A 23,835-nucleotide genomic window follows, 5' to 3' on the forward strand; every position below is an offset into this window, starting at 1 on the left:
AGGGGGCGGCACACCACGCTGTCCCGCATGCCTAACTCCTCCCCGCCGCTCCACCGTGATCCGCTGCCGCTGCGCGGCCGCACCGCACTCGTCACCGGCGCGAGCCGCCGCGCCGGCATCGGCCATGCCGTCGCCCGCCGCCTGGCCGCGTACGGCGCGAGCGTCTATACGCACCACCACCGCCCGCACGACTCCGCACAGCCCTGGGGCACCGACCCCGACGGTCCCGGAGCGCTGGCCGACACCGTGCGGGAGAGCGCCGCACCCGGCGCGACCGTGGCCCACGGCCCCGGAGATCTGACCGAGCCGGACGCACCGGCACGCCTGATCGCCCGGGCGTCGGAGGCGCTGGGCGGCGGCGGCCTCGACATCCTCGTCGCCAACCACGCCCTCAGCGGCAGCGACGGCCCGCTGGACTCCGTCGACGCGGAGATGCTCGACGCCCACTGGGCTGTGAACACGCGCTCCGTGATCCTGCTGATCCAGGCGTTCGCCCGCCTGCCCCGCCCCGACGACGCCCCCAGCGGACGGGTCGTGGTGATGACCTCGGGGCAGGACGTGCGCGGCGGCATGCCCGAAGAGATCTGCTACGGCCTCGCCAAGGGCGCCCTGGCCTCGTCCGTACGCACGCTCGCCACCGCGCTGGCGCCCCGCATCACGGTGAACGCGGTCAACCCCGGCCCCGTGGACACCGGTTACCGGGACGGCGAGGACCACGCCGCGGTGGCCGCGCTCTTCCCGGGCGGCCGCTGGGCCGTGCCCGACGATCCCGCCCGGCTCGTCTCCTGGCTCACCACGGACGAGGCGGCGTGGATCACCGGCGAGGTCATCAACTCCGAGAACGGCTTCGCCCGTTGATCGAGCGCGGTGGCCGAGGGGGGAGTGGTCAATGAACCGACCAGTCGACGGGCCGATTTGTCGCCAAGTCGCTCCATAGACCCGACTCTCATGACGTACGCGCGGTGTGCGACCGCCTCAACCGGCCGTCGCACACCGCGCGTTCAGTTACGCTTCCGTCCCCGAGGGAGCGGATCGCCGCTCAGAGCGCGGACAGCTCCGAGACGAGGTCGTCCAGCCCGAGCGACCCCTGCGACAGCGCCGCCATGTGCCACTTCTTCGGGTCGAACTCCTCGCCGTGCGCCTCGCGTGCCGCCTCGCGGCCGGTCAGCCAGGCGCGCTCGCCCAGCTTGTAGCCGATCGCCTGACCGGGCATGCCCAGATAGCGCACCAGCTCGCTCTCCACGAAGTCCGCCGGGCGCCCGCTGTGCATCCCGAAGAACTCCTGCGCGAGCTCGGGCGTCCACCGCTCGCCGGGATGGTAGGGAGAGTCGTCGGGAATCCGCAGCTGGAGGTGCATGCCGATGTCGACGATGACGCGTGTCGCCCGCATCATCTGCGCGTCCAGATAGCCCAGCCGCTGCTCGGCGTTGGCGAGGAACCCGAGTTCGTCCATGAGCCGCTCCGCGTACAGCGCCCAGCCCTCGGCGTTGGCGCTGACCATGCCCACCGTCGTCTGGTAGCGGGAGAGTTCGTCGGCGACGTGCGCCCACTGCGCCAGCTGGAGGTGATGGCCGGGCACGCCCTCGTGGTACCAGGTGGAGACCAGGTCGTAGACGGGGAAGCGGGTCTCTCCCATCGTGGGCAGCCACGTGCGGCCCGGCCGGGAGAAGTCCAGCGACGGCTGCGTGTAGTACGGAGCGGCCGCGCTGCCCGGGGGAGCGATGCGGGACTCCACGCGCCGTACCCGCTCGGCCAGTTCGAAGTGCGTGCCGTCGAGCTTGTCGATGGCCTCGTCCATGAGCCCCTGGAGCCACTCGCGGACCTCGTCGACTCCCTCGACGGCCTCGCCCTCCGTGTCGAGGTGACGCAGTGCCTCCCACGGCGTGGCCGCGCCCGGCAGGATCTTCTCCGCCTCGACGCGCATCTCGCCCAGCAGACGGTGGAATTCGGACCAGCCGTACGCGTACGCCTCGTCCAGATCCAGATCGGCGCCGTTCCAGTAGCGGGCCCAGCGTGCGTAGCGCTCGCGGCCCACTGTCTCCGGCGATCCCGCGACGCCCGGCTCGTACACCTCGCGCAGCCAGTCGCGCAGCCGGCGCACGGCGCCGGTCGCGTCCGCGGCGGCCGACGCGAGGATCTCGGTGAGCGCGTCGGGGCCCTCGGCCGCGAACGCCGCGAACCAGCCCTTGCCGTCGCCGTCCTCGCCGTCGCCGACCCACTCGTCCAACTGCCCGATGACGGTGGAGACCTGCCGGGGCCCCGCATGGAGGCCCTTCTCCAGCCCGGCCGCGAGCGATTCCCGGTAGCCGTCCAGCGCGTCGGGGACGGCGCGCAGCCGCTCGGCGACGGCTGTCCAGTCCTCCAGCGTCTCGGACGGCATGACCGTGAAGATCCCCCGCACCGCGTGAACGGGGGAGTGGAGGTTGCTGACGGCACGCAGCCCTTCCTGGGCGTCGTGCACCGCCAGTTCCGCCGTCAGCCGCTCCCGCAGCAGGCGGGCGCAGCGCCGTTCCGCGTCGCTGTCGGCTCCGGGCCGCTCCTCGGCTTCGGCCAGCCGCCGCAGCGTCGAGCGGCTCAGCTCCGCGAGCGCCTCCTGACCCGCGGGCGAGAAGTCGGGGAGACGGCTGTGGCTCTGGGGCACTCCGAGGTACGTGCCGGTGATCGGGTCGAGTTCGACGAGGGCGTCGACGTAGGCGTCGGCCACCTGTCGCGGCAGGGGGGTGGGGTTCATGGGATCGGACATGCTCCCATCCTGGTACGCGCGGGCCCCCGGCGTCATCAGCATCAACTGTGCCGGGGGCCCGGGTGCCCGCCCGCCCTGCCGGGGCCGGCTCAGTTCCGGCCGTCGGAGGCGGACGACGCGGCGGCCGGTGCGGAAGCGGAACCCGAAGCGGAAGCCGCGCGGGCGGGTGCCCCGGCACCGGTCAGCCGGGCGGTGATCACGAGCGTACGGTCCTCGACCTGGTGGTCGAGCGGCGTGCCCAGCTTGCGCATCGCCGCGACCATGGCCGTGTTGGACGCCTGGGTGACGGCGTAGACGTCCGTGGAACCGGCCTCGCGGGCCAACCGGGCCAGGCGGCGCAGCAGTTCGCTGCCGATGCCCCGGTGCTGCCAGTCGTCCTCGACGATGAGGGCGACCTCGGTCTCGTCGCCGTCCCACAGCAGATGCCCGAGCGCCACGAGCTTCCCCGACGCCGTACGGGCGGCCAGGGTCTGGCCGAAGCGCGGCGAGAGCAGATGCCGCAGATAGCGGTGGGCCTCGCTGACGGGCCCGTGGTACCGCTGGGCCAGCGTCTCCTTCGAGCACCGCTCGTGCATGTCCAGCGCTGCCTGGAGATCGCTGGTGTCCGCCCGGCGCACCGTGACCGGCAGGCCGTCGGGCAGCGTCAGCCTGTCGGGGGAGCGGGGCACGCGGGCGCCCGCGCCCAGCACGCGGTCCAGCTCCACCAGGGCGCCGGCCCGTGCGAACTCTGCCGGTGTGAAGGGCAGTTGGGGCCGCTCGATGACGATGACACCCCCGGCCGGGTCGGGCAGGCGCAGCACGGTCTCCTCGCACACGCCCTCCGGCGGCACCTCCAGCAACGACCGCACGCCGGAGTACGGCGAGACCGGCGGCACGGAGCGCACGGTGCAGCGGCCGAGCAACTGCCGCAGCGCGAGCGGCAGTTCGGCACTGTCGAGGGCCGTACGGGCGGCCAGGCGCAGCACGCGGGTCGGGGAGTCCACGAGGTCGTGCGCGTCGGCGCGCTCGGCCCAAGTGCGGCTTCCGCCCGCGTCGTTCACGATCCGTACGAGTGCGTCGGCGTCCAGTTCCCCCGGTGCGCGCAGCACGAACTCGTCCAGGGCCTCCTCGCCCGTGGGCAGGACGCCTGCGGGCACCTGCCCGGCGTCCGCGGCCTCCGCGCTCCCCGTAGCGCCCCCGTTCGCCGTCTCGGTGCCGTTCTCCGTCCGGCTGCCGTCCCCGTTCTCCGTACGGTCACTCTCCCCGGGGCGAAGCCCGAGGCTTGGGGTCTCCCCGGGGCGAAGCCCGAGGCTTGGGGTCTCCCCGGGGCGAAGCCCGAGGCTTGGGGTCTCCCCAGGGCGAAGCCCGAGGGGATAGGTCTGCAACGAGACGATGTCCACCCCCTCCCGGGCGAACGCCCCGCACAGCCGCGCGAGCATGCCCGGCTCGTCGGGCACCGTGGTGCGCATGCGCCACAGCGAAGTCGCCCCCGTTGCTCGGGACTTCGCCTCGGACGTCGAGCCGGACGCGGCGTCGGCCCCCGTGTGCAGCGATCCTGACTGCGGTCGGTGTCGGCGGAGCAGCCACCGGCAGCTGCCGAGGCCGCCCGAGAGGAGGCTTCGGAGTCCCTGCCGGCCAGGCTGCTCGTTCTGTGACATGTCAGTCATGCCACCACCCTCACGCACCGGCATTGCCCGATCAAGAACGCCTTGTGACCGATGAGTTAAGGATGTTCTGTCCGCTCGGTACCGCTTTCACCCGTGCCGCCGCCGAAGGCGCCTTCGCCCCGTCCGGCGGCGGCCCGGCTCTCCCGTACGAGCCGCCGCAGCACCCGCCCGCACCTGCGGGCGTACCAGCGCTGGAAGACCGGCAGCACAGGGCCCGCCGCCACCGTGAACCAGGCGGCCGGGCGGCTGAAGGCGAGCACCTCCAGGCGGACCGAGCCGTCCTCGTCCTGGACGACGACGAACGCCTCCTCGCCGCGCACCGGATGACCCGGCAGCGTCCCGTACGCCCATCCCGTGCGGCGCGGCCGGTCCAGGGTCCACACCACGCGGCACGGTGCGCGCGAGCGCAGCCGCCCGATGCCCAGGCCGACGACGACCACCGCCTCGGGCGCCGCCCGGCGCGCGTCCGTGACGAAGCGCACCCCCGCGGCCCGGTGCAGCCGCCACGTCATCACCGCGTCCGCCGCGACGGCGAAGTCCTCGTCGCCGTCGCCCACCCGGCTGCTCACGCGCAGCCGGCGGAAGCCCGCCGGCCACACCTCCGGGCCGTGCGAAGTGGCGCCGACACCCGGGTAGTTGAACTGTTCCGCGCTGCCGGTCACGGCGCCCACCCCCTGCTCACCTGCTCCTGCTCACATGTGCCCTGCCGACGGGCTCCGGCTCACGGGCCCGGCGTTCACCGGCCAGCGGCTCACTGGCCGACCCGGCCCGGCTGGAGCACCTTCGTGTACAGCACCTCGCCGCCCTGCTCCCTCAGCCGTACGGTCAACTCGCCGCTGCCGCCGTCGATGTCGACCTGACCGAAGTACTGACCCCCGTCGCTCGGCGGCGTGTTGGCCTTCTGCGGCGCCTTGACGAAGGGCTGCGACGGCCCGAACGTGCCGTCCAGTTTGAGTGCCGGGAAGCCGCCCGCGTTCAGCGGCCCCGAGACGAACTCCCAGAACGGCTCGAAGTCCTTGAACGCCGCCCGTGACGGGTCGTAGTGCTGGGCCGAGGTGTAGTGCACGTCCGTGGTGAACCACACCGTGCCGGTGATGCGCCGGCGCTTGATGTGCCGCAGCAGCTCGGCGATCTGGAGCTCCCGTCCGAGAGGCGCGCCCGGGTCGGTCTGCGCCACGCCCTCGAAGTCGGTCTTGCCGTCCGGCACCGCGAGGCCCAGCGGCATGTCCGCCGCGATCACCTTCCACACGGCGCGGGAGCGCGACAGCGCCTTCTTCAGCCACGTCAACTGGGCCTCGCCCAGGATGCCTTGGGGATCGTGCTGCTGCGTGCCGGGGGAGTTGGCGTTGCGGTACGTGCGCATGTCGAGGGCGAAGACGTCCAGCAGGGGGCCGTGGTGGACGACGCGGTAGACGCGTCCGTCCTGGTCCCCGGCCGGCAGCGTCGTCATCGGGTGGTACTCGGCGAAGGCACGCAGCGAGCGGGCGGCGAGGGTGTCGACGTCCTTCACCTCGTAGCGGTCGTCGTCCAGGATCTCGCCCGGATACCAGTTGTTGAGCACCTCGTGGTCGTCCCACTGGACGATGGAGGGCACCTGGGCCTGGAAGCGCCGCAGGTTCTCATCCAGCAGGTTGTAGCGGAAGTTGCCGCGGAATTCGGCGAGGGTCTCGGCGACCTTGGACTTCTCCTCCGTGGTGACGTTGCGCCACACGCCGCCGTCCGGAAGCTCGACCTTCTCCTGGATGGGCGCGTCCGCGTAGATGGTGTCGCCGCTGTTGAGGAAGAAGTCCGGGTCCAGGTTCCGCATCTCCTCGAAGATCCGGTAGCCGCCCCGGTCGGGGTTGATACCCCAGCCCTGCCCCGCGAGGTCGCCGGACCACAGGAAGCGCACGCTCTGCCGCCGCCCGTCCGGCGCGGTGCGGAACGTCCCGCTCACGGGCTTCCCCGTGCGCCGCGGGTCGTCGGGGTCCGCGAGCGTGACGCGGTAGAAGACCTGCTCGCCGGCGGGGAGCCCGCGCACCGTCGTGACGCCGGTGTAGTCCGTGTCCGGCCCCACGACGGGACCGTGCCAGCGGCGCGCGCCGCGGAAGGTCTCCGTCGCGGAGGTCTCCACGAGCATCCGCGCGCGGCGGTCGGACCGTACCCACACCAGACCCGAAGACGTCGTCACATCGCCCGCCTGTACGCCCCACTTCGCCTGCGGGCGTCCGGCGAGCGCCTGCGACGGGGCCGCCCCCGACAGCGCGGGGAGCGACAGCGCGGCCGACGCGGCGATTGAGCCGCGGAGCATCGCTCGCCGTCCCGGTGCCGTGCCGCCGGTGGTGCGGGAGATGGGGTCCTCGTGCGCCATGGACGTGCCTCCTGGATCGCGGGTGGACGGAGCAGGCCGGATGGACGGAGCAGTGCGGTACGGGCGTCCGGGGCGATACGTACCACCGCCTCGTGAGCGGTGCACGCGACACCTCGGCGAGCGCGGCGGTGAACACCGGACTCAGTGAACACCGACGCCGCGACGGCAGAAAGGGTTCCGCGTTCGCCCGGTCCGTCCCGCGGGCCCGACTGCCACAGGGAAGCGTCGCTGCCGGAGGCTTGACGGCCGACCCCTCTGCCCTCAAGCTCTCTCCATGCTTCCTGACCTGGGGCGTCGGTGCGGCTTCGCGTGCGCACGACGCCCGTGACCGCACACCCTGACTCCGCCCGCGGGCCGCAGCGGGAATGAAGCCCGGCGCACAGGGCAGCAGAAGCGGCCAGAACACCAAATCCCCTTCCGGTCGCGGGCTTTCGGCGCAGGACCGTCACATTCCCCAGTGTCGGCTCGTGACCTCCGAAGAGTTAGGTTCGGTGATGAATCCGGGACACGTGGTCACGCATTCCCGTTCGCGCGGCGTGCACCGTCGGGAGGCTGCCGCGGTCCCCGCGCCTGTCCTTGAGGAACCGCTGTGATGCCGCACCCCCCGCCGCTCTCGCCCCTCCGCGTGCCGCGCCGTTCACCGTCGCGCCGGGCGGGCACGGAGCACGGCTGATGCGGCGGACGACCGGGGGCCATGGGCGCGGGATCCGCCCCGTCTACAGCCCGGCCGGCTTCGACAACGAACTGCGGGGCGCCCTGGAGGAGTTGAGGGCGGGCCGCTGGATGGCCATGCGCCTGCTGCTCGAACGTACGGGCACCTCATGGGGGTTGCGCACGGCCCGCTCGCAGGTGCTGGGCGTCGTGGCGGCGGGTTCGCAGGTGGTGGAGGCCTGGTTGCAGGAGGACCCCCGCAGCCCCGACGCGCAGATGATGCTCGCGCGGGTGGCGGTGGAGCGCGCGTTCCGCGGCCGTCGTGAACACCACCACAGCGCGGGGGAGTTGGAGAAGACGGCGCGTCAGGAGTGCCAGGCCGCCGCCGAAGCACTCCCCGCCGACCCGGTGCCGTGGGTGTGCCTCCTCGCGCTGGCCCGCCTCGACGAGCGCCAGGAGCGCGGTGAGCACCGCGAGCGCGCCGCGGAGCCGATGCTGCCGCCGGGCCCGTGGGGGCTGCTCTACCGGGTCTACGAACGCGACAGATACAACCGCGAGGCGCACCACCGCATGCTGCACTTCCTGCACTCGCACTCCGAGGGAAGCCTCTCCACGCGAGCCTCCGCGGTCGACTTCGTGCGCTGGGTCTCCTCGTGGGCCCCGGCCGGCTCGGCGCTGCTGGCGCTCCCGCTCTACGCCTACGTCGAGCAGTACCGGCGCCAGATCGCCGAAGGACGGAACGATCCGCTGCTGCGGCAGCAGTGGGCGCACGACCCCATCGCGCTCGACGCCCGTACCGCGCTGCACGGCTGGTTCGACCACACCGACCCCACCAGCCAGTCCGTCCTGGACCTCAACCACCTGGCGCACGCCCTGTGGGCCGGTGACCGCGCGGCCGACGCGGCGCGTGTCTTCGCCGCGCTGGGCCCGTACTTCACGCAGCAGCCCTGGCTCCAGGTCGCCGAGGATCCCGAACGTCCCGAATCGGCCAGGGCGGAGTACTGCCGGGCACGCGAAGAAGCCTTCGCGGCGGACAGCTGACCTCCCCACCCGCGCCGCCGCCGCATCCGTCTCCCCGCCGCCCGGCCAGTCCGGGACCGTCCACATCCCTCACGCCCCCGCTTCCGTCCCCTCGTACCACCCAGGAGGTTCAGTTGAGCCCCACCGTCCGGCAGCGTCGTGACGACCGGATCGACGACGATGCCAAGCTGCGCGATCTGGGCTACCACCCAGTGCTGATCCGGCGCATGGGTCCCTTCGGCAACTTCGCCATCAGCTTCTCCGTCATCTCCGTCCTCTCCGGATGCATGACGCTGTACGGCTTCGGGCTGACCACCGGCGGGCCGGCGGTCATGCTGTGGGGCTGGGTGCTGGTCGGGCTCATGGTGATGTTCGTCGGAGCCGCGCTCGCCGAGGTCACCAGCGCCTATCCCACCTCCGGAGCGCTGTACTACATGGCCGACCAGCTCGGTGGCCGCCGGTGGGGCTGGTACACGGGGTGGCTGAATCTCCTGGGGCTGCTCGGCACGCTCGCAGGCATCGACTACGGCGCGGCCATGTTCACCGGTGCGCTGCTCAACCTCCAGTGGGGCCTGGACCCGACGCCCGGCGTCGTGATGGTGATCTTCCTGTGCATCCTGGTGCTGCACGCGACGCTGAACCTCTTCGGTGTACGGCTGGTCAGCCTCATGAACTCCGTGAGCGTGTGGTGGCACTTCGCGGGCGTCGCCGTCATCGTCGCGGCGCTGTGGTTCGTACCGTCCGAACACCGCGCCACGTCCTGGGTGTTCGGGGAGTTCGTCAACGACACCGGATGGTCGAGTTCGCTGTACGTGGTGATGATCGGGCTGCTGCTCGCGCAGTACACCTTCACCGGATACGACGCCAGCGCCCATCTGTCCGAGGAGACCACCGACGCCGAGGTCAGCGCCGCGAGCGGCATCGTCCGCGCCGTGGGATGGTCGTGGGTCGCGGGCTTCGTCCTGCTGGCGGGCGTCACCTTCGCCATCCAGGACTACGCGGGCACCCAGAACAGCGCCACCGGCGTGCCGCCCGCGCAGATCTTCCTCGACGCCGTGGGCCTGACCGGTGCGAAGCTGCTGCTGCTCATCGTGATCGTCGCGCAGCTCTTCTGCGGCAACGCCGAGGTCGCCGCCACCAGCCGCATGGTCTTCGCCTTCTCCCGCGACGGTGCGCTGCCCTTCTCCGCCCAGTGGCGGCGCGTCAGCGCCCGCAACGGAACACCCGCCCGCGCCGTCCTGCTGACCGTCGTCGTGGCCGCGCTGCTCGCACTCCCCGCGCTCTACAGCAAGGCGGCGTACGCCGCCGTGACCGCCATCGCCGTGATCGGCATCACCCCGGCCTACGTCATCCCGGTCTTCCTGCGGCTGCGGTACAAGGAGCGCTTCCGGCAGGGCAAGTGGAACCTCGGCCGCTGGAGCGTCCCGATCGGCTGGACGGCGGTGGTGTGGGTGGCCTTCGTCAGCGTGCTCTTCTGCCTCCCGCAGACCAGCCCGGTCGACGTGGACTCCTTCAACTACGCGCCCATCGCGCTGGTCTGCGTGCTGGGGCTGGCGTCGCTGTGGTGGGCGGTCGCCGGGCGCGGCACGTACACGACGCCGACCTTCAGCAGCGGCAGCGGCGACCGCGAGCTCGCCGAGATGAGCGACGAGATCGTCTGACGGGAACGAGCGCGGAGCAGGTGCCCGGATGCACGGGCACCGCCCGGCGCGGTCGCCGGTCCCCGGTCCACCGTCCGAGGTCTCCTCGAACCGGCGCCCGATGCCCAGGCCGGACCCTGCGCCTACGGTGCCGGTGTGCCGCCCCCCCGGCGGCGACCGCCGCCATCACCGAAGAGCCAGGGAGCCGCCGTGCACGGCCGTCACCACATCCGCGTCGCACGTCCGTCGAAGGACCTCGCCGCCGCCGAGCGCTTCTGGGCCGACGGGCTCGGCATGGACGTACTCCACCGCGCCGCCCCGCCGGCGACGCCGCCGCGGCCCGGCGAAGACGCCGGCCGGTACGCCCTGTTGATGGCCGGCTGGCGCGACGCGTCCTGGCATCTGGAGCTCGCCCTCGATCCGCACGCCCCGGTGGCACCCGCCCCGACGGACGAGGACCTGCTGGTGGTCTATCTGGACGGCCCGGTGCCGGACGGCCTCGTCGAGCGTCTGGAGGAGTGCGGAGGAACCCGCGTGCCCGCCCGCAACCCGTACTGGGACACCTGGGGTGTGACGGTGCAGGACCCGGACGGCTACCGCCTGGTGCTCTCGACCCGCGGCTGGTCCAACGACCGTACGGGCTGAAGCGCCGCCGCCCGCGTCCGTGAACGCCCGGCCCTGCGGCGGTGTGTTCGCCCGCGCCGGGGTAAAGGATCACCGGAGACCGAGACGGAAGGAAACGCACATTGAGCCGCAGCGGCGAGGCGAGCACCAACGGCGACACGGCCCGGAGCAACACTTCATTGGGCAAGAAGCCCTTCAAACGGTCCAAGAGCCACTTCGCGGACCGGATCACCGCCGACGGCGCCGACGGCTGGCCCGTCGAGCCGGGCCGCTACCGGCTCGTCATCAGCAGGGCCTGCCCGTGGGCGAGCCGCGCGGCGATCTCACGCCGGCTGCTGGGCCTGGAGGACGCGCTGTCGCTCGCCGTCACCGATCCCCTTCAGGACGACCGCAGTTGGCGCTTCACGCTCGACCCCGGAGACCGTGACCCGGTCCTGGGCATCCGCTACCTCCACGAGGCGTACGACGCACGCGAGAAGGAGTACCCCGGCGGCGTCAGCGTCCCCGCCGTCGTCGACGTCCCCAGCGGGCGGCTGGTCACCAACGACTACCAGCAGCTGACCCTGGATCTGGCCACGGAGTGGAGCGGGCTGCACCGCGCCGGCGCCCCGGACCTGTACCCGGCCGCGCTGCGCGACGAGATCGACGAGGTGATGGACGGGATCTACCGCGATCTGAACAACGGCGTCTACCGCGCGGGATTCGCGACGAGCCAGGGGGAGTACGAGGCGGCCTACGGCGACGTCTTCCGCCGCCTCGACCTGGTCTCCGAACGGCTCGTCTCCCGCCGCTACCTGGTGGGGGAGACCATCACCGAGGCCGACATCCGCCTGTTCACGACCCTCGTCCGCTTCGACGCCGTCTACCACGGCCACTTCAAATGCAACCGCTCCAAGCTCACCGAGGACCCCGTCCTGTGGGCGTACGCCCGGGACCTCTACCAGACCCCCGGCTTCGGCGACACGGTCGACTTCGACCACATCAAGCGGCACTACTACCAGGTGCACACCGGCATCAACCCGACGGCCATCGTCCCCGCGGGCCCGGATCTCGCGGGCTGGCTGACGCCGCACCACCGCGAGCAGCTGGGCGGGCGTCCCTTCGGGGATGGCACACCGCCGGGTTCCGTGCCCGCGGGGGAAGAGGTGCCCGCCGGGCACAGGCCCTGACGACGGCGTGCGGGGCCCGGCACACCCGCCGGGCCCCGAGCCGGCGCCGGAACGGCCATCACCTCGGCCCGCCGCCCAGCGCCGCCCTCACCTGTCAGACGGCCCGCACCGTCTCCAGCACCACGCGTGCCACCAGGGCGGGATCGTCGTTCATCGGCACATGGCCGCAGCCGGGCAGCGGAACCAGACGCGCCCCGGGGATCGCCTTCTTCGCGCGCGTGCCCTGCCGGCGCAGCAGCAGCCGGTCCTTCTCGCCCCAGCCGATCGTGACCGGCACATCGGGGATGTCCTGGTCGAAGATCACATTCGGACTCCGCCCCACCTTGAGCGTCGGCGCGAACCCGGTGGCCGCACGCATCGAGCGGGTCTCGGCCACGACCGCCTCGGGCGAGCGGCGCCCGGGCCGGGCGTAGATGGTGCTGGTGAGCGCCGCCCGTCCGGCCGCGCTGCGCGCGATCCGCTGGAGGAGCCCGTCCGGAATGCCCTTGGCACCGGCGCGCATGCCCATCAGCACGGCGTACGCGTAGCGCCGCTCCGCCCCGTTCCAGAATCCGGCGGGAGAGAGGGCCGTGACCGACCGGGCGTGCCCGTGCAGGGCCAGTTCCAGCGCGAGCAGCCCGCCCAGCGAGTTGCCCACCACGTGCGGGCGCTCCAGCCCCAGCGCGGTGAACGCCTCGCTCAACAGCGGTATGACGCTGTCCAGTTCGTACGAGACACCGTCGGGCAGCTGCGGTGAGGCACCGAAGCCCGGCAGGTCGATCGCGATCACCTCGCAGGAGGCGGACAGCACGCTGAGCACGGGCTCCCACGCCTGCCAGTGGTGCCCGATGCCGTGCAGCAGGACGACCGGTTCGCCGCTGCCGCGCCGTTCGTAGGCGAGGTCGAAGTCCGGCCTGCCCTCGGGGGAGACATGCACGAAGGACTCGGTGACGGGCACCGGCGTGTGGGGGGAGGTGACGGCGGTCATGGTCCACTCCTGGTGGTCTTCTCGTACGTCGGACACCGGACGGCCTGTGCGGGGCCCACCCGTTCGTAGACACAATGTCAGCAAGTCGCCGGTCACGGAAGACTCCTGGGGCGGCCACACACGGACGTACCGGGTGAAGGCCGTCCCGGACCAGGTGACATCATGGGCGCGTGGACGCCGAAGAGAGCGACGGGACCGCGGTCTTCGAAGAGCACCGGCCGGTCCTGCTGGGCGTGGCCTACCGCATGCTGGGCCGGGTCGCCGACGCCGAGGACGTCGTCCAGGACACCTGGCTGCGCTGGGCCTCGGCGGACCGCGCGGAGGTGCGGCAGCCCCGGGCGTTCCTCGTACGTGCCACCACTCGCCTCGCCCTGGACCGGCTGCGCTCCGCGCAGTCGCGCCGCGAGACCTACGTCGGCCCGTGGCTGCCAGAACCGCTGCCCACCGACGTCCGCACCGAGCCGGTTCCGGACGGCGCCGAGCGCGTGATGCTGGCGGAGTCCGTCTCCCTCGCCGTCCTCGTGGTGCTGGAGTCCCTCTCGCCGCTGGAGCGCGCGGTCTTCGTGCTCCGCGAGGCCTTCGGCTTCCCGCACGAGGAGATCGCCGCCGCGCTGGACCGCAGCACAGCGGCCGTACGGCAGCTCGCCGCGCGCGCCCGGACACACGTCGCCGAGCGCACCCCCCGCTACCAGGTCGACCCGGCGCAGCAGCGCGAGCTGACCCGTCGCTTCCTCGACGCCGCCTCCCGCGGGGACATCGACGGGCTGCTCTCCCTGCTCGCACCCGACGCCCGCCTCGTCGGCGACGGCGGCGGCAAGGCCAAGGCCCCCCTGCGCACCATCACCACGGCCGACAAGGTGGGCCGTTTCATGGCGGGCATCGCCCAACAGGGCGCGGCGGACCTCCGGTTCGCGCTCACCGAGCTCAACGGCGCGCCCGCCATGGTGGGTTCGCGCGACGGCGAGCCCGCGGCCGTGATGCTCCTCGACGTGGCCGACGGTCGCATCCAGTGCGTCTATCTGCTGGCCAACCCGGACAAGATCGGCCACCTGCGGGCCAGTTGAGGGGAGCTGACGGGGCGGCCGACACGGGCCGTACGCGGTTGAAGGGGGGCAGCGGAGCCCGTGAGCGCGCCGCCGTTCAGGCCCCGCCGGCGACCCGCAGCACGGCGCCGTTCGTGAACGACGCCTCGTCCGACATCAGCCACGCCACTGCCGCGGCGATCTCCTCCGGCTCGCCGGGGCGGCGCATCGGGATCGCCGCCTCCGCCTTCTTCCACGGCCTGTCCGGGTCGCCCATCGTGGCGTGCATCCCAGTGAGGACGGCGCCCGGCTGCACCGAGTTGACCCGTACGCCCTCCCCTCCGAACTCCTTGGCGAGGCCGGCCGTCATCGCGTCGACGGCGGCCTTCGACGCCGCGTAGTGCACGTACTCGCCCGGGGCGCCCAGGGTGGCGGCCCCGGAGGAGATGTTCACCAGGCAGCCGCCCGCGCCGCCGTGCGCGGTCGACATCTCCCGCAGCGCGCGCCGCGCGCACAGCAGCGCACCGAGGACGTTCACGTCGAGGACGCGGCGCATGACGTCCGGGGACGTCTCGGTGAAGCGCCCCAGGGGGCCTGTCACTCCGGCGTTGTTCACCAGCCCCGTCACGGGCCCCAACTCCTCGCGCACCGTGTCGAACAGACGGTCCACGTCCTCCTCGACGCTGGTGTCCAGCTGTACGGGCAGCGCTGGGACGCCCTCGGCTCGAACGGCGCGCGCGGTCTCCTCGGCCGCGCCGCGGGCGCGCTCGTATCCGACGGCGATGTGGTGCCCGTCGCGCCCGAGGCGGACGGCGACGGCCGCACCGATGCCCCGGCTCGCGCCCGTGACCACAGTGATCCGCGGAGTGTCAGCCATGAGGACCTCCCCGATGTCCGGGTTTTCTGAACGATGATCGATCATGTCACCCGGGACAGTCGGCGGCCAGCCCTGTCCCCAGGCAGATTGGTCTTGACCAACCAGCAGGCCAGCCCTAGGGTCGGGGCATACGCAAGGACCTTTAAAAAACAAGCACGCACAAAGCCCGCCCACACGGGGCCGGCGGATGCAGCGAATGCAGGGGAAGGCGGAGCCACAGTGGGGACCACACAGCTGGACGCGGTGCCGGAGCCGAAGTACTGGCACTTGAAGACCGTGCTGTCGGACGCGCTGGACTCCGAGTTCGCGGTCGGCGAGATCCTGCCCAACGAGCGCGAACTCGCGGCCCGCTTCGGCGTCGCCCGCGCCACCCTCCGGCAGGCGCTCGAACAGCTCGAACTCGAAGGCCGCCTCCAGCGCAGGCGCGGGGTCGGCACCACCGTCGCCCCGCCGCGCTTCGGCGTGGACGTCGGGTCGGTCGACCAGAGCTGGCCGGGCACTCCCGACGACGCGTGGCAGACCGGCGAGAGCGAGGAGATCGCGCCGCCCGCCAACGTCGCCGAATTCCTCGGCCAGGACACGGGGGAGACCGTGCACTCCGTGCGCCGTACGCGCATGACGCACGGCCAGCCGGTCGCGACGGAGCTGCTCTACGTGCCGGAGTCCTCGGTTCCCGGGCTGCCCGCCTCGGCGTCCGCCGGCGGCGCCGCGCGCGGCCGTGAGGTGCTGCGCGAGCTGCAACGCCTCGAACTGGCGGGCCAGGAGCGGACGGTGGAGCTCGGCTCGGCACGCGCCGACGACGCACGCCAGCTCGACCGGCTGCCCGGAGCCCCGGTGCTCGTCGTGACCACGCGCTACGTCGCGCAGGGCGGCACCACCGCGGCCGTGGCGGTCTCCACCTACCGCGCCGACACCTGCCGCCTCACCTTCGGCGACAGGGTGCCCGAGCCGGTCAGGGCCGCTTCCGAGGGCGCCGCGCACGAGTCGGCTCCCCGGCGGCACCGCCCCGGAGCGCGGCTCAGCCGTATCTGACGGCTCAGCCGGATCTGACTCTTCAGTCGGCGTTGACGCTGAACAGCTCGCTCTCGACCTCGTCGAGAGCGAGCCGCAGCGCGCCGGTCGCCACCGCCGCCTCGCCCAGCATCGACAGGGCCACGCGCGGCGGCCGCAGACAGTAGCGCTCCAACTCGCCCCGCAGCGGCTCCAGTACGTCGTCCAGGCCCGAGGCCCAGCCGCCGACGACGACCAGCTCCGGATCGAGGGCGAGCACCAGCGCCGCCACGTCGTGGACGAGCCGCTGCACGAACCGCTCCATGGCCCGCTCGGCGCGCTCGTCGCCCGCGCGTGCCAGGGCGAAGACCCGTGCCACGGCCGTCTCGTCCAGGGGGTGCAGCGGCTCGCCCGTGGTGGAGAGCAGCCGCTCGGGGGTGGCCTCGCGTCCCAGGAGATGCAGTGCGCCGATCTCCCCGGCCGCACCGCCGAAGCCGCGGTGCAGCCGGCCGCCGATCAGCGAACCGGCCCCGGGGCTCAGCCCGACCAGCACCATGACGGCGTCCTCGGCGCCGGCCGCCGCGCCCTGCCAATGCTCCGCGAGGACACCGGCGTTGGCGTCGTTCTCGACGATCACCGGGCAGTCGAAGGCCGCCTCGCGCAGCTTCTCGCCGAGCGCCAGCCCGGTCCAGCCGGGCAGCGCCGTACTCAGCCGCACGGTGCCGTCGGCCTCTATGACGCCGGGGGTGCCCACGCCCACCGCCCGCAGCGACTCGCAGCCCACCTCGCTCACGCTGATGAGTTCGGAGACGGTGCTGTGCGCCTGTTGCAGCCGCTCCGCCGCCGGTGCCTCCTCGTCGACGTCGTGTGTGACCCTGCCGGTGATCCCGCCCGTGAGATCGGAGATCACGGCGGCGATGCGACGGGATCCGATCTCGACGCCGATCGCGTGGCCGGCCTCCGCGCGGAAGCGGAACCGGCGCGCGGGACGCCCGCGCCGCGCGGCGTGCTCGCCGCCTCCCGGAGCTTCCTGCGCCTCCGCCGCGAGACCCGCGTCGACGAGTCCCTCGATCACGCCCTCGACGGTGGGCCGGGAGAGCTCGGTGGCCTGGGCGAGGTCCGTCAGAGTCAGCGGCGCCCGGCCGAACTCCGAGCGCAGCACGCGCAGCACGGCGGTCGAGTTGATACGTCGCAGCAGAGAAGGGTCTCTGCCGGAGAGCCGCGCCAAGTCCGCCTCCCTGCCTGTGCCCTGGGCCGGATCGTATCGGGTACCCGCGGTTACCGCGAGTACGGGGTTCCCGTCAGCGTGCGACCGGCGAGCGCCCCCGTGCCGTCGCACGCAGGTACGGTGACCTGCCCATCGTCGGCCCCGGACGGTTTACTTGGAGCATGTGCGATCTCGCCCGACACCTCGCCACGATCGAGCTGTTACGTGCCCGTGCCTTCCCGGCACGGCACGGCAGACAGGACGGTGTGGTCAGCGGTCCCGGCTATCACTTCGCGGAGCTGTCCACGAGCGAGGAGTTCTGGGAGGACGACGGTACGGGGCGGCTCGCGGCCGAGGAGCAGTACGAGGCGGAGTGCGGCGCGCTCAGCGCCCTGCTCACCCGACGCTGGGGCGAGCCGCAGCGCTTCAGCCTGAACAGCGCCCTGATCCGCAGTACGGAGGGCGAGGAGATACCGGAGCCCTGGCAGGGCATGAGCGCCGGCATTCCGTACGTGGAGCTGTGGCGGGCGGAGGGACGGTGGATAGCGGTCGGCGTCTCGCAGCAGGACCGCGAGCTGCCGTTCCAGCTGATCGCCGCCGTCACCGTCAACGACCCGCCCTAGGCGGGGCGTTCGGCGCCGGCCGGCGGCTCCGTAGCCCCGGCCTGCCGTTCCGCCGTCCCCTGAGCGTCCGCCGCATCCCGCAGGCGGGAGAACTCCTCCGCCATCGCCTGCGGCGTCCAGTGCGCGTTGAGACCGCTCGGGTTGGGCAGCACCCACACCCGCGTCGTGCCGAACAGCCGCTCCTGTGGCCCGACTTGAGCGCCGCGCTCGCCGAAGGCCGTCCGGTAGGCCGTCACGCCGACCACGGCCAGCCACGCCGGCCGCAGCCGGGAGACCTTCCGGGCCAGCTGCCGTCCGCCCTCCCGGTACTCCTCGTCGCTCAGCTCGTCGGCGCGGGCGGTGGCCCGCGGGACGACGTTGGTGATGCCCAGACCGTACGAGAGCAACTCGCGCTCCTCGTCCGGCCGCAGGCGTCGCGGTGTGAACCCGGAGGCGTGCAGCACCGGCCAGAACCTGTTGCCGGGCCGGGCGAAGTGGTGCCCTGTGGCCGCCGACATCAGGCCGGGGTTGATGCCGCAGAACAGCACACGGAGCCCCTCCGCCGCCACATCCGGGACCAGCTTGCCGCGGGCGGCCTCCAGCTCCTCCCCGCGGGGCACTTCCCGGCGAACCGAGGGGGAGCCGCGGGGAGCGCGCGGCGTCGTGGGATCGCCGGTCAGAGGATCGCCCCCGGCGCGTAGGCCGCGGCCTCGGGGTGCTCCTTCGTGATCTCCTCGATGCGGGCGATCACCGCGGCGGTCTGACCGGCGGCGGCGCCGGTGAAGGCGAGGCGGTCGTCCATGAGGGCCGCCAACTCCTCGCGCCGCAGCGGGATCCGCTCGTCCCCGGCCAGCCGGTCCAGCAGCTCGTTGCGTTCGGCGCCCGCGCGCAGCGCCAGCGCCGAGGCCACGGCGTGCTCCTTGATGACCTCGTGTGCGCTTTCCCGGCCGACCCCCGCACGTACGGACGCCATCAGCACCTTCGTCGTGGCGAGGAAGGGGAGATAGCGGTCCAGCTCGCGCTCCACGACGGCGGGGAAGGCGCCGAACTCCTCCAGGACCGTCAGGATCGTCTCCATCAGCCCGTCGAAGGCGAAGAAGGCGTCCGGCAGGGCCACGCGCCGCACGACGGAACAGGACACGTCGCCCTCGTTCCACTGGTCGCCGGCCAGTTCGCCCGTCATCGACGCATAGCCGCGCAGCACGACCATCAGCCCGTTGACGCGCTCGCACGAGCGGGTGTTCATCTTGTGCGGCATCGCCGACGAGCCGACCTGGCCCTCCTTGAAGCCCTCCGTGACCAGCTCCTGCCCGGCCATCAGCCGGATCGTCTTCGCCAGCGACGACGGCGCGGCGGCGAGCTGCACGAGCGCCGAGACGGCCTCGAAGTCGAGCGAGCGCGGATAGACCTGCCCGACGGAGGTGAGCGCGTGCGCGAACCCGAGGTGCGAGGCGACCCTGCGCTCCAGCTCGGCCAGCTTGCCCTCGTCGCCGTCCAGCAGGTCCAGCATGTCCTGCGAGGTGCCGACCGGGCCCTTGATGCCGCGCAGCGGGTAGCGCGCGAGCAGGTCCGTCAACCGCCCGTACGCGGCGAGGAGTTCGTCGGCAGCCGTCGCGAAGCGCTTGCCGAGGGTGGTGGCCTGCGCGGCGACGTTGTGCGACCGCCCGGTGAGGACGGTCTCGGCGTGCTCGCCGGCCAGCCGTCCCAGCCGCGCGAGCAACGCCACGCAGCGGTCGCGGGCCAGCTCCAGGGAGCGCCGGATCTGGAGCTGCTCGACGTTCTCCGTCAGATCCCGGGAGGTCATGCCCTTGTGCACGTGCTCGTGCCCCGCCAGTGCGTTGAACTCCTCGATGCGGGCCTTCACATCGTGCCGGGTGACCCGCTCCCGCTCCGCGATGGACGCCAGATCGACGTCGTGGAGCACGCGCTCGTAGTCGGCGACCGCCGTCTCCGGCACGTCGACGCCCAGATCGCGCTGGGCCCGCAGCACCGCGAGCCACAGCCGCCGCTCCAGCACCACCTTCTCTTCCGGGGACCACAGCCGGGCCAGGGGGGCGGAGGCGTAGCGGGAGGCCAGTACGTCGGGGATGCGCGGCTTGTCAGTCACACCGCCCGATTCTACGGGGTAGCGCCCGGCCTCCTACGGGGTGTCCTCGCAGGCCAGCGCCGTCAGCTCCGGGCGCTTGGGGGCGCGGCCGTCGCCGCTGGAGCGGCCCGTCAGCCGCCGGCCTATCCAGGGCACCAAGTGCTCGCGCGTGAAGCGCAGATCGGAACGCCGCCGCGCCAGCCACGACGGCGCGGGGGAGGGCGGCAGCGGCGTACGCCAGTCCGAGAGGGCGGGGTAGCCGAGCCGCTGCCACACCGCCTCCGCGACCCGGCGGTGGCCCTCGGCGCTCAGATGCAGCCGGTCGTCGGCCCACAGCCGCGGATCGGCGAGCGGCGCACCGGTGTAGAGGTCCACGACGGTCGCGCCGTGCCGCTCCGCCAGCTCGTCGATGAACGCGAACAGCTGCTCCATGCGCGCGCGGTAGCGCTCCAGTACGGGGCCCTCGCGGCCCGGGCTGCGCATCAGCACCAGCCGGCCGCAGCGCGGAGCGAGCTTCTCGACGCACTCCTCCAGTACGCCGCACACCCTGGCCATGTCGCACCGCGGACGCAGGGTGTCGTTGAGGCCGCCCACCAGCGTGACCAGATCGGCGTCCATGGCCGCCGCGGCGTCGACCTGGTCCGCGGCGATCTGCCCTATGAGCTTGCCGCGCACGGCGAGATTCGCGTACCGGAAGGCCCGTCCGTCCTCGGTGCTCCCGGCGTCGTCGGGCGTCTCGCCGCCCTCGGGTGCCTTGCCGGTCCCGGACGTCTGAGCGCGCCCGGGAGCCTCGGCGGCACGGGCCGCGAGGCGCGCGGCGAGCAGATCGGCCCAGCCTCGGTAGCTGCCGTCCGGCAGCCGGTCCGACATGCCTTCCGTGAAGGAGTCCCCGAGAGCGACGAAGCTCCGGACGGGGGTCGCGGCGGGTCCCGTGGAATCGTTGGGCCTGGGAGAGTCCTGCGTGCTGGTCACGGCAGGCCATCGTATCCGCCTGCGCTGAGCGGCCGTTCACCGCTCTCACTGCGGTACGTCCTCCGGCCTGCGGCGCACCAGTTCGCGCAGCACGTCCTCCATCGTGACCACACCCGAAGTGCGTCCGTCCTCTCCCATCACCGCCGCGAGATGCGTGCTGCTGGAGCGCATCGCTCCCAGCACGTCGTCGAGCGGCATCGACGCGCGGACGCGCGCGATCGGGCGCATCGCCGTCGCCGGGAAGGCGGCGTCGCGGGGGAGGGCGTCCAGCGCGTCCTTGACGTGGAGATAGCCGAGCGCGCGGCCCTTGCTGTCGACGACGGGGAAGCGGGAGAAGCCCGAGCTGGCCGACAGCTGCTCCAGCTCCTCCGGGGTCACCCCGAGGCGCGCGGCGACGACGTTCTCGGTCGGCTTCGCGATCCTGCCGACCGGACGGCGCCCGAGCTCCAGCGCGTCGCGCAGCCGCTCCGTGGAGCGCTCGTCCAGCAGTCCCGCCTCGCTGGAGTCGGCCACCATCTGCGCCAGTTCGTCGTCCGAGAACGTCGATTCGACCGCGCCCTTCGGCTCGACCCGCAGCAGCTTCAGCAGGCTGTTGGCGAACGCGTTGACCGTGAAGATCACCGGCCGCAGCGCTCGCGACAGGGCGACGAGAGAGGGCCCCAGCAGCAGAGCCGCGCGCTCCGGACCCGCGAGCGCGACGTTCTTCGGCACCATCTCGCCCAGCAGCATGTGCGCGTACGTGGCCGCCGCCAGCGCGATGACGAAGGAGATGATCCGTGCGAGCCCGTCGCCGACCCCCATCAAGTGGAAGAGCGGCTCCAGGAGATGCTCGATCGCGGGCTCCGCGACGACACCGAGCACCAGCGTGCACAGCGTGATGCCCAGCTGCGCGGCGGCCAGCAGCGCCGAGACGTTCTCCAGGCCCCAGATGACGCTGCGCGCCCGGCGGTCGCCCGCCTCCGCGCGCGGCTCGATCTGCGCCCGGCGCACCGAGATCAGGGCGAACTCGGCTCCCACGAAGAAGGCGTTGGCGACGAGCGTCAGCAGGCCGATGAACAGCTGTACCGCGGTCATCGCTCCTCCTCCGCGCCTGTCTCGTCCTCGTCGTCGGGCTCCGGCGGAGCGGTCAGCTGCGCGCGGGCGGCCCGGCGCCCGTGCGCGTCCACGACCTCGATGTGCCAGCCGGCGACATCGAGGGCGTCGCCGCGCTCGGGGATCCGCCCCAGCTCGGTGGCGACGAGCCCGGCGAGCGTCTCGTACGGACCCTCCGGGGCGCGCATGCCGATGGCCTCCAGATGGTCGGTGCGGGTGGCGCCGTCGGCGTCGAACACCCGCCGCCCGTCCGGATCGTGGCCCGCGGGGGCCAGGTCCGGGGGCTCCTGGGGGTCGTGCTCGTCGCGGACCTCGCCGACGACCTCCTCGATGATGTCCTCGAGGGTGACAACGCCCGCCGTGCCCCCGTACTCGTCGATGACGACGGCGATGCTGCGCTCGCCGCCGGGCATGCGGTCCAGCAGCCGGTCGACGGTGAGCGACTCCGGCACGAGCAGCGGCTCCGTCATCAGCTCCGTCACCGGATAGCGGGGACGCTCGTCGGCGGACACCGCCAGCACGTCCTTGATCCGTACGATCCCGACGACGGTGTCGAGCCCGCCGCGCACCACCGGGAAGCGGGACAGGCCCGTGGCGCGGGTCGCGTTGGCGACGTCCTCGGCGTTGGCCCGTACGTCCAGCGACGTGACCTGCACTCGCGGCGTCATCACGTTCTCCGCGGTCAGCTCCGCCAGGTGCAGGGTCCTGACGAACAGGTCGGCGGTGTCCGGCTCCAGCGCGCCCTCCTTCGCCGAGTGGCGTGCGAGCGCGGCCAGTTCGCGCGGTGAGCGGGCCGAGGCCAGCTCCTCGGTGGGTTCGAGCCCCATCATGTGCACGATCCGGTTGGCCGTGTTGTTCAGGTGCCGGATCAGGGGGCGGAAGACCGCGGAGAAGACGCGCTGCGGTGTGGCGACCGCCTTGGCGATGGGCAGCGGACGGGAGATCGCCCAGTTCTTCGGCACCAGCTCGCCGATCACCATGAGGACGAGCGTGGACAGGGCGGTGCCGAGGACGAGCGCGGCCGAGGGCGCGGCCGAGGACGGCACACCGGCCGCCCGGAGCGGGCCCGCGATCAGCTTGGCGATCGACGGCTCGGCGAGCATGCCGACGACGAGGTTGGTGACCGTGATCCCGAGCTGAGCCCCGGACAACTGGAAGGTCAGCGACCGGACGGCCGCCATGGCGCTGTGCGCACCCCGCTCGCCGCGCTGCACGGCGCGCTCCAGATCGGCGCGCTCGACCGTCGTCAGCGAGAACTCGGCGGCGACGAAGGCACCGCAGGCCACGGCGAGCAGAAGTGCGACGACGAGGAAGAGCACCTCGGTCACGGTGCCGCCTCCACTGCCGACGGGAAGGCCGGGCGGGACGCGGAGAGCGGCGGGGCGCTGTCGGTGGCGGGCACGCGGTGCCGCTGGTGCTGTGTGCTGTTGGGAGGGTCGCCCATGGGCGGACTCTCACACCTTTCGGTCAGGGCCGCCCCCGCTGAGCGCGGCGGCGCGGGCGTCACTGGGGTGAGCCGGTGCAGTGACGTCGGTCGTTCATCGTAGCCGGACAGTGCGGCGGCGAGTTCCCCGGGAACGGCGCCAATATGCGCCCGGACCAGGCGCCCGCCCGGAGGATCCACGCGCCTCGGGCTCCGGTATGGCAGCCGGTGCGGCCGCGCGGTCCGTCAGCCGCGTATCCGCAGCGACGGCGTGAGCAGGAGCGCCAGCACCGCGAGGTTCGCGACCGTCCCGACGGGGAGATACCACAGCCCGAGCACGGCGAGGACGGTCATCGCCCACCATGCCCCCGCCGTCCCGGCCGCGAAGGCGGCGGCCGATATGAGATACGCCGCGGCATAGCCGACGAAGAGCCACTTGACCAGCAGCGACCGCGGCTCCAGCCCGGCGCCCGAGACCAGCTGCGCCCACGGGCCCAACCGCCCGGCGTGCGCGCCGCTGCCCGGCGTCACGAAGTCGCCCGCGATCAGGGCGTGCAGCCCGTCGAAGAGCATCCACCCGCCCGTGACCGCGACGAGCGCCACCACGATCCATCCCGCCCAGTGCACGCCTCTTCCCCCTCTGCCTCCCGCCTGTCCGGCGGATCGGCCCCGCAGCTTCCCCGAGGCCCAGAACACTAGAGCCGGGCACTGACACCGGCCGGTGGCCCGGCCGCCGAGGCCTCCGCGCAGGCGC

21 protein-coding genes are annotated in these 23,835 nt (G+C 72.8%); 8 read left to right on the forward strand and 13 right to left on the reverse strand.

Annotated elements, in window-relative coordinates:
- Nucleotides 1-27 precede the first annotated feature (27 nt).
- Entirely contained in the window at nucleotides 28-858 is an 831-nt protein-coding gene (locus tag QQM67_RS11835) for an SDR family oxidoreductase (RefSeq protein WP_314173654.1), read from the forward strand.
- 181 nt (nucleotides 859-1,039) lie between these two features.
- Here QQM67_RS11835 and QQM67_RS11840 read toward each other — a convergent pair whose 3' ends face one another.
- The 4 genes from QQM67_RS11840 to QQM67_RS11855 form a co-directional block, all read right to left on the reverse strand.
- Nucleotides 1,040-2,743 (reverse strand): DUF885 domain-containing protein, encoded by a 1,704-nt coding sequence (locus QQM67_RS11840; protein ID WP_314173655.1) that lies wholly within the window; start codon nucleotides 2,741-2,743, stop codon nucleotides 1,040-1,042.
- 89 nt (nucleotides 2,744-2,832) lie between these two features.
- Nucleotides 2,833-4,191: a GNAT family N-acetyltransferase gene (locus QQM67_RS11845; protein WP_314173656.1), complete on the reverse strand. Its 1,359-nt coding sequence runs from the start codon at nucleotides 4,189-4,191 to the stop codon at nucleotides 2,833-2,835.
- Nucleotides 4,192-4,445: 254 nt separating this feature from the next.
- On the reverse strand, nucleotides 4,446-5,051 hold the full coding sequence (locus QQM67_RS11850; RefSeq protein WP_314173657.1) for a DUF1990 family protein: 606 nt from the start codon (nucleotides 5,049-5,051) through the stop codon (nucleotides 4,446-4,448).
- 89 nt (nucleotides 5,052-5,140) lie between these two features.
- Nucleotides 5,141-6,739: an alkaline phosphatase D family protein gene (locus tag QQM67_RS11855; RefSeq protein WP_314173658.1), complete on the reverse strand. Its 1,599-nt coding sequence runs from the start codon at nucleotides 6,737-6,739 to the stop codon at nucleotides 5,141-5,143.
- Between the two features lie 672 nt (nucleotides 6,740-7,411).
- On the opposite strand from QQM67_RS11855, the gene QQM67_RS11860 reads away from it, so the two are divergent.
- The 4 genes from QQM67_RS11860 (at nucleotide 7,412) to QQM67_RS11875 (ending at nucleotide 11,843) form a co-directional block, all read left to right on the forward strand.
- Nucleotides 7,412-8,431 carry a hypothetical protein gene (locus QQM67_RS11860; protein ID WP_314173659.1) on the forward strand — a complete coding sequence of 340 codons (1,020 nt, stop codon included), beginning with the start codon at nucleotides 7,412-7,414 and terminating at the stop codon, nucleotides 8,429-8,431.
- Between the two features lie 113 nt (nucleotides 8,432-8,544).
- Nucleotides 8,545-10,071, forward strand: coding sequence for an amino acid permease (locus QQM67_RS11865; protein ID WP_314173660.1), 1,527 nt, complete (start codon nucleotides 8,545-8,547; stop codon nucleotides 10,069-10,071).
- Between the two features lie 189 nt (nucleotides 10,072-10,260).
- Nucleotides 10,261-10,695, forward strand: a complete 435-nt coding sequence (locus QQM67_RS11870) for a VOC family protein (protein ID WP_314173661.1) — start codon at nucleotides 10,261-10,263, stop codon at nucleotides 10,693-10,695.
- 101 nt (nucleotides 10,696-10,796) lie between these two features.
- Nucleotides 10,797-11,843, forward strand: a complete 1,047-nt coding sequence (locus QQM67_RS11875) for a glutathione S-transferase family protein (protein WP_314173662.1) — start codon at nucleotides 10,797-10,799, stop codon at nucleotides 11,841-11,843.
- Between the two features lie 94 nt (nucleotides 11,844-11,937).
- Here the strand turns inward: QQM67_RS11875 and QQM67_RS11880 are convergent, their stop codons facing one another.
- Complete coding sequence (locus QQM67_RS11880) at nucleotides 11,938-12,810, reverse strand: alpha/beta fold hydrolase (RefSeq protein ID WP_314173663.1); 873 nt, start codon at nucleotides 12,808-12,810, stop codon at nucleotides 11,938-11,940.
- A 170-nt stretch (nucleotides 12,811-12,980) separates the two neighbouring features.
- On the opposite strand from QQM67_RS11880, the gene QQM67_RS11885 reads away from it, so the two are divergent.
- On the forward strand, nucleotides 12,981-13,874 hold the full coding sequence (locus QQM67_RS11885; RefSeq protein ID WP_314173664.1) for an RNA polymerase sigma-70 factor: 894 nt from the start codon (nucleotides 12,981-12,983) through the stop codon (nucleotides 13,872-13,874).
- Nucleotides 13,875-13,950: 76 nt separating this feature from the next.
- Here the strand turns inward: QQM67_RS11885 and QQM67_RS11890 are convergent, their stop codons facing one another.
- On the reverse strand, nucleotides 13,951-14,709 hold the full coding sequence (locus tag QQM67_RS11890) for an SDR family oxidoreductase (protein ID WP_314173665.1): 759 nt from the start codon (nucleotides 14,707-14,709) through the stop codon (nucleotides 13,951-13,953).
- A 219-nt stretch (nucleotides 14,710-14,928) separates the two neighbouring features.
- Between QQM67_RS11890 and QQM67_RS11895 the strand changes: the two genes are divergently transcribed.
- On the forward strand, nucleotides 14,929-15,741 hold the full coding sequence (locus QQM67_RS11895) for a GntR family transcriptional regulator (protein ID WP_314173666.1): 813 nt from the start codon (nucleotides 14,929-14,931) through the stop codon (nucleotides 15,739-15,741).
- A 22-nt stretch (nucleotides 15,742-15,763) separates the two neighbouring features.
- On the opposite strand, the gene QQM67_RS11900 is transcribed toward QQM67_RS11895, so the two are convergent.
- On the reverse strand, nucleotides 15,764-16,927 hold the full coding sequence (locus tag QQM67_RS11900) for an ROK family protein (protein WP_314173667.1): 1,164 nt from the start codon (nucleotides 16,925-16,927) through the stop codon (nucleotides 15,764-15,766).
- A 161-nt stretch (nucleotides 16,928-17,088) separates the two neighbouring features.
- On the opposite strand from QQM67_RS11900, the gene QQM67_RS11905 reads away from it, so the two are divergent.
- Nucleotides 17,089-17,529 carry a hypothetical protein gene (locus tag QQM67_RS11905; RefSeq protein WP_314173668.1) on the forward strand — a complete coding sequence of 147 codons (441 nt, stop codon included), beginning with the start codon at nucleotides 17,089-17,091 and terminating at the stop codon, nucleotides 17,527-17,529.
- Here QQM67_RS11905 and mug read toward each other — a convergent pair.
- The 6 genes from mug to QQM67_RS11935 all read right to left on the reverse strand — a co-directional run bounded on the left by mug (nucleotide 17,526) and on the right by QQM67_RS11935 (nucleotide 23,708).
- Complete coding sequence (gene mug / locus QQM67_RS11910; RefSeq protein WP_314173669.1) at nucleotides 17,526-18,128, reverse strand: G/U mismatch-specific DNA glycosylase; 603 nt, start codon at nucleotides 18,126-18,128, stop codon at nucleotides 17,526-17,528. The two genes, QQM67_RS11905 and mug, sit on opposite strands and share 4 nt — an antisense overlap.
- Before the next feature lie 56 nt (nucleotides 18,129-18,184).
- The gene (gene purB / locus QQM67_RS11915; protein ID WP_314173670.1) at nucleotides 18,185-19,615 is read right to left on the reverse strand and encodes an adenylosuccinate lyase; all 1,431 of its coding nucleotides are present in this window, start codon (nucleotides 19,613-19,615) and stop codon (nucleotides 18,185-18,187) included.
- A gap of 33 nt (nucleotides 19,616-19,648) precedes the next feature.
- The gene (locus QQM67_RS11920; RefSeq protein WP_314173671.1) at nucleotides 19,649-20,566 is read right to left on the reverse strand and encodes an SGNH/GDSL hydrolase family protein; all 918 of its coding nucleotides are present in this window, start codon (nucleotides 20,564-20,566) and stop codon (nucleotides 19,649-19,651) included.
- Between the two features lie 45 nt (nucleotides 20,567-20,611).
- Nucleotides 20,612-21,640, reverse strand: coding sequence for a hemolysin family protein (locus QQM67_RS11925; RefSeq protein ID WP_314173672.1), 1,029 nt, complete (start codon nucleotides 21,638-21,640; stop codon nucleotides 20,612-20,614).
- A complete protein-coding gene (locus QQM67_RS11930) occupies nucleotides 21,637-22,986 on the reverse strand; it encodes a hemolysin family protein (RefSeq protein ID WP_314173673.1) in 1,350 nt (449 codons plus the stop codon). The genes QQM67_RS11925 and QQM67_RS11930 overlap by 4 nt, the downstream gene beginning before the upstream one ends.
- Before the next feature lie 341 nt (nucleotides 22,987-23,327).
- Nucleotides 23,328-23,708 carry a hypothetical protein gene (locus QQM67_RS11935; protein WP_314173674.1) on the reverse strand — a complete coding sequence of 127 codons (381 nt, stop codon included), beginning with the start codon at nucleotides 23,706-23,708 and terminating at the stop codon, nucleotides 23,328-23,330.
- Nucleotides 23,709-23,835: the final 127 nt, after the last annotated feature.

The organism is Streptomyces winkii (assembly GCF_032248595.1).
Taxonomy (GTDB): domain Bacteria; phylum Actinomycetota; class Actinomycetes; order Streptomycetales; family Streptomycetaceae; genus Streptomyces; species Streptomyces winkii.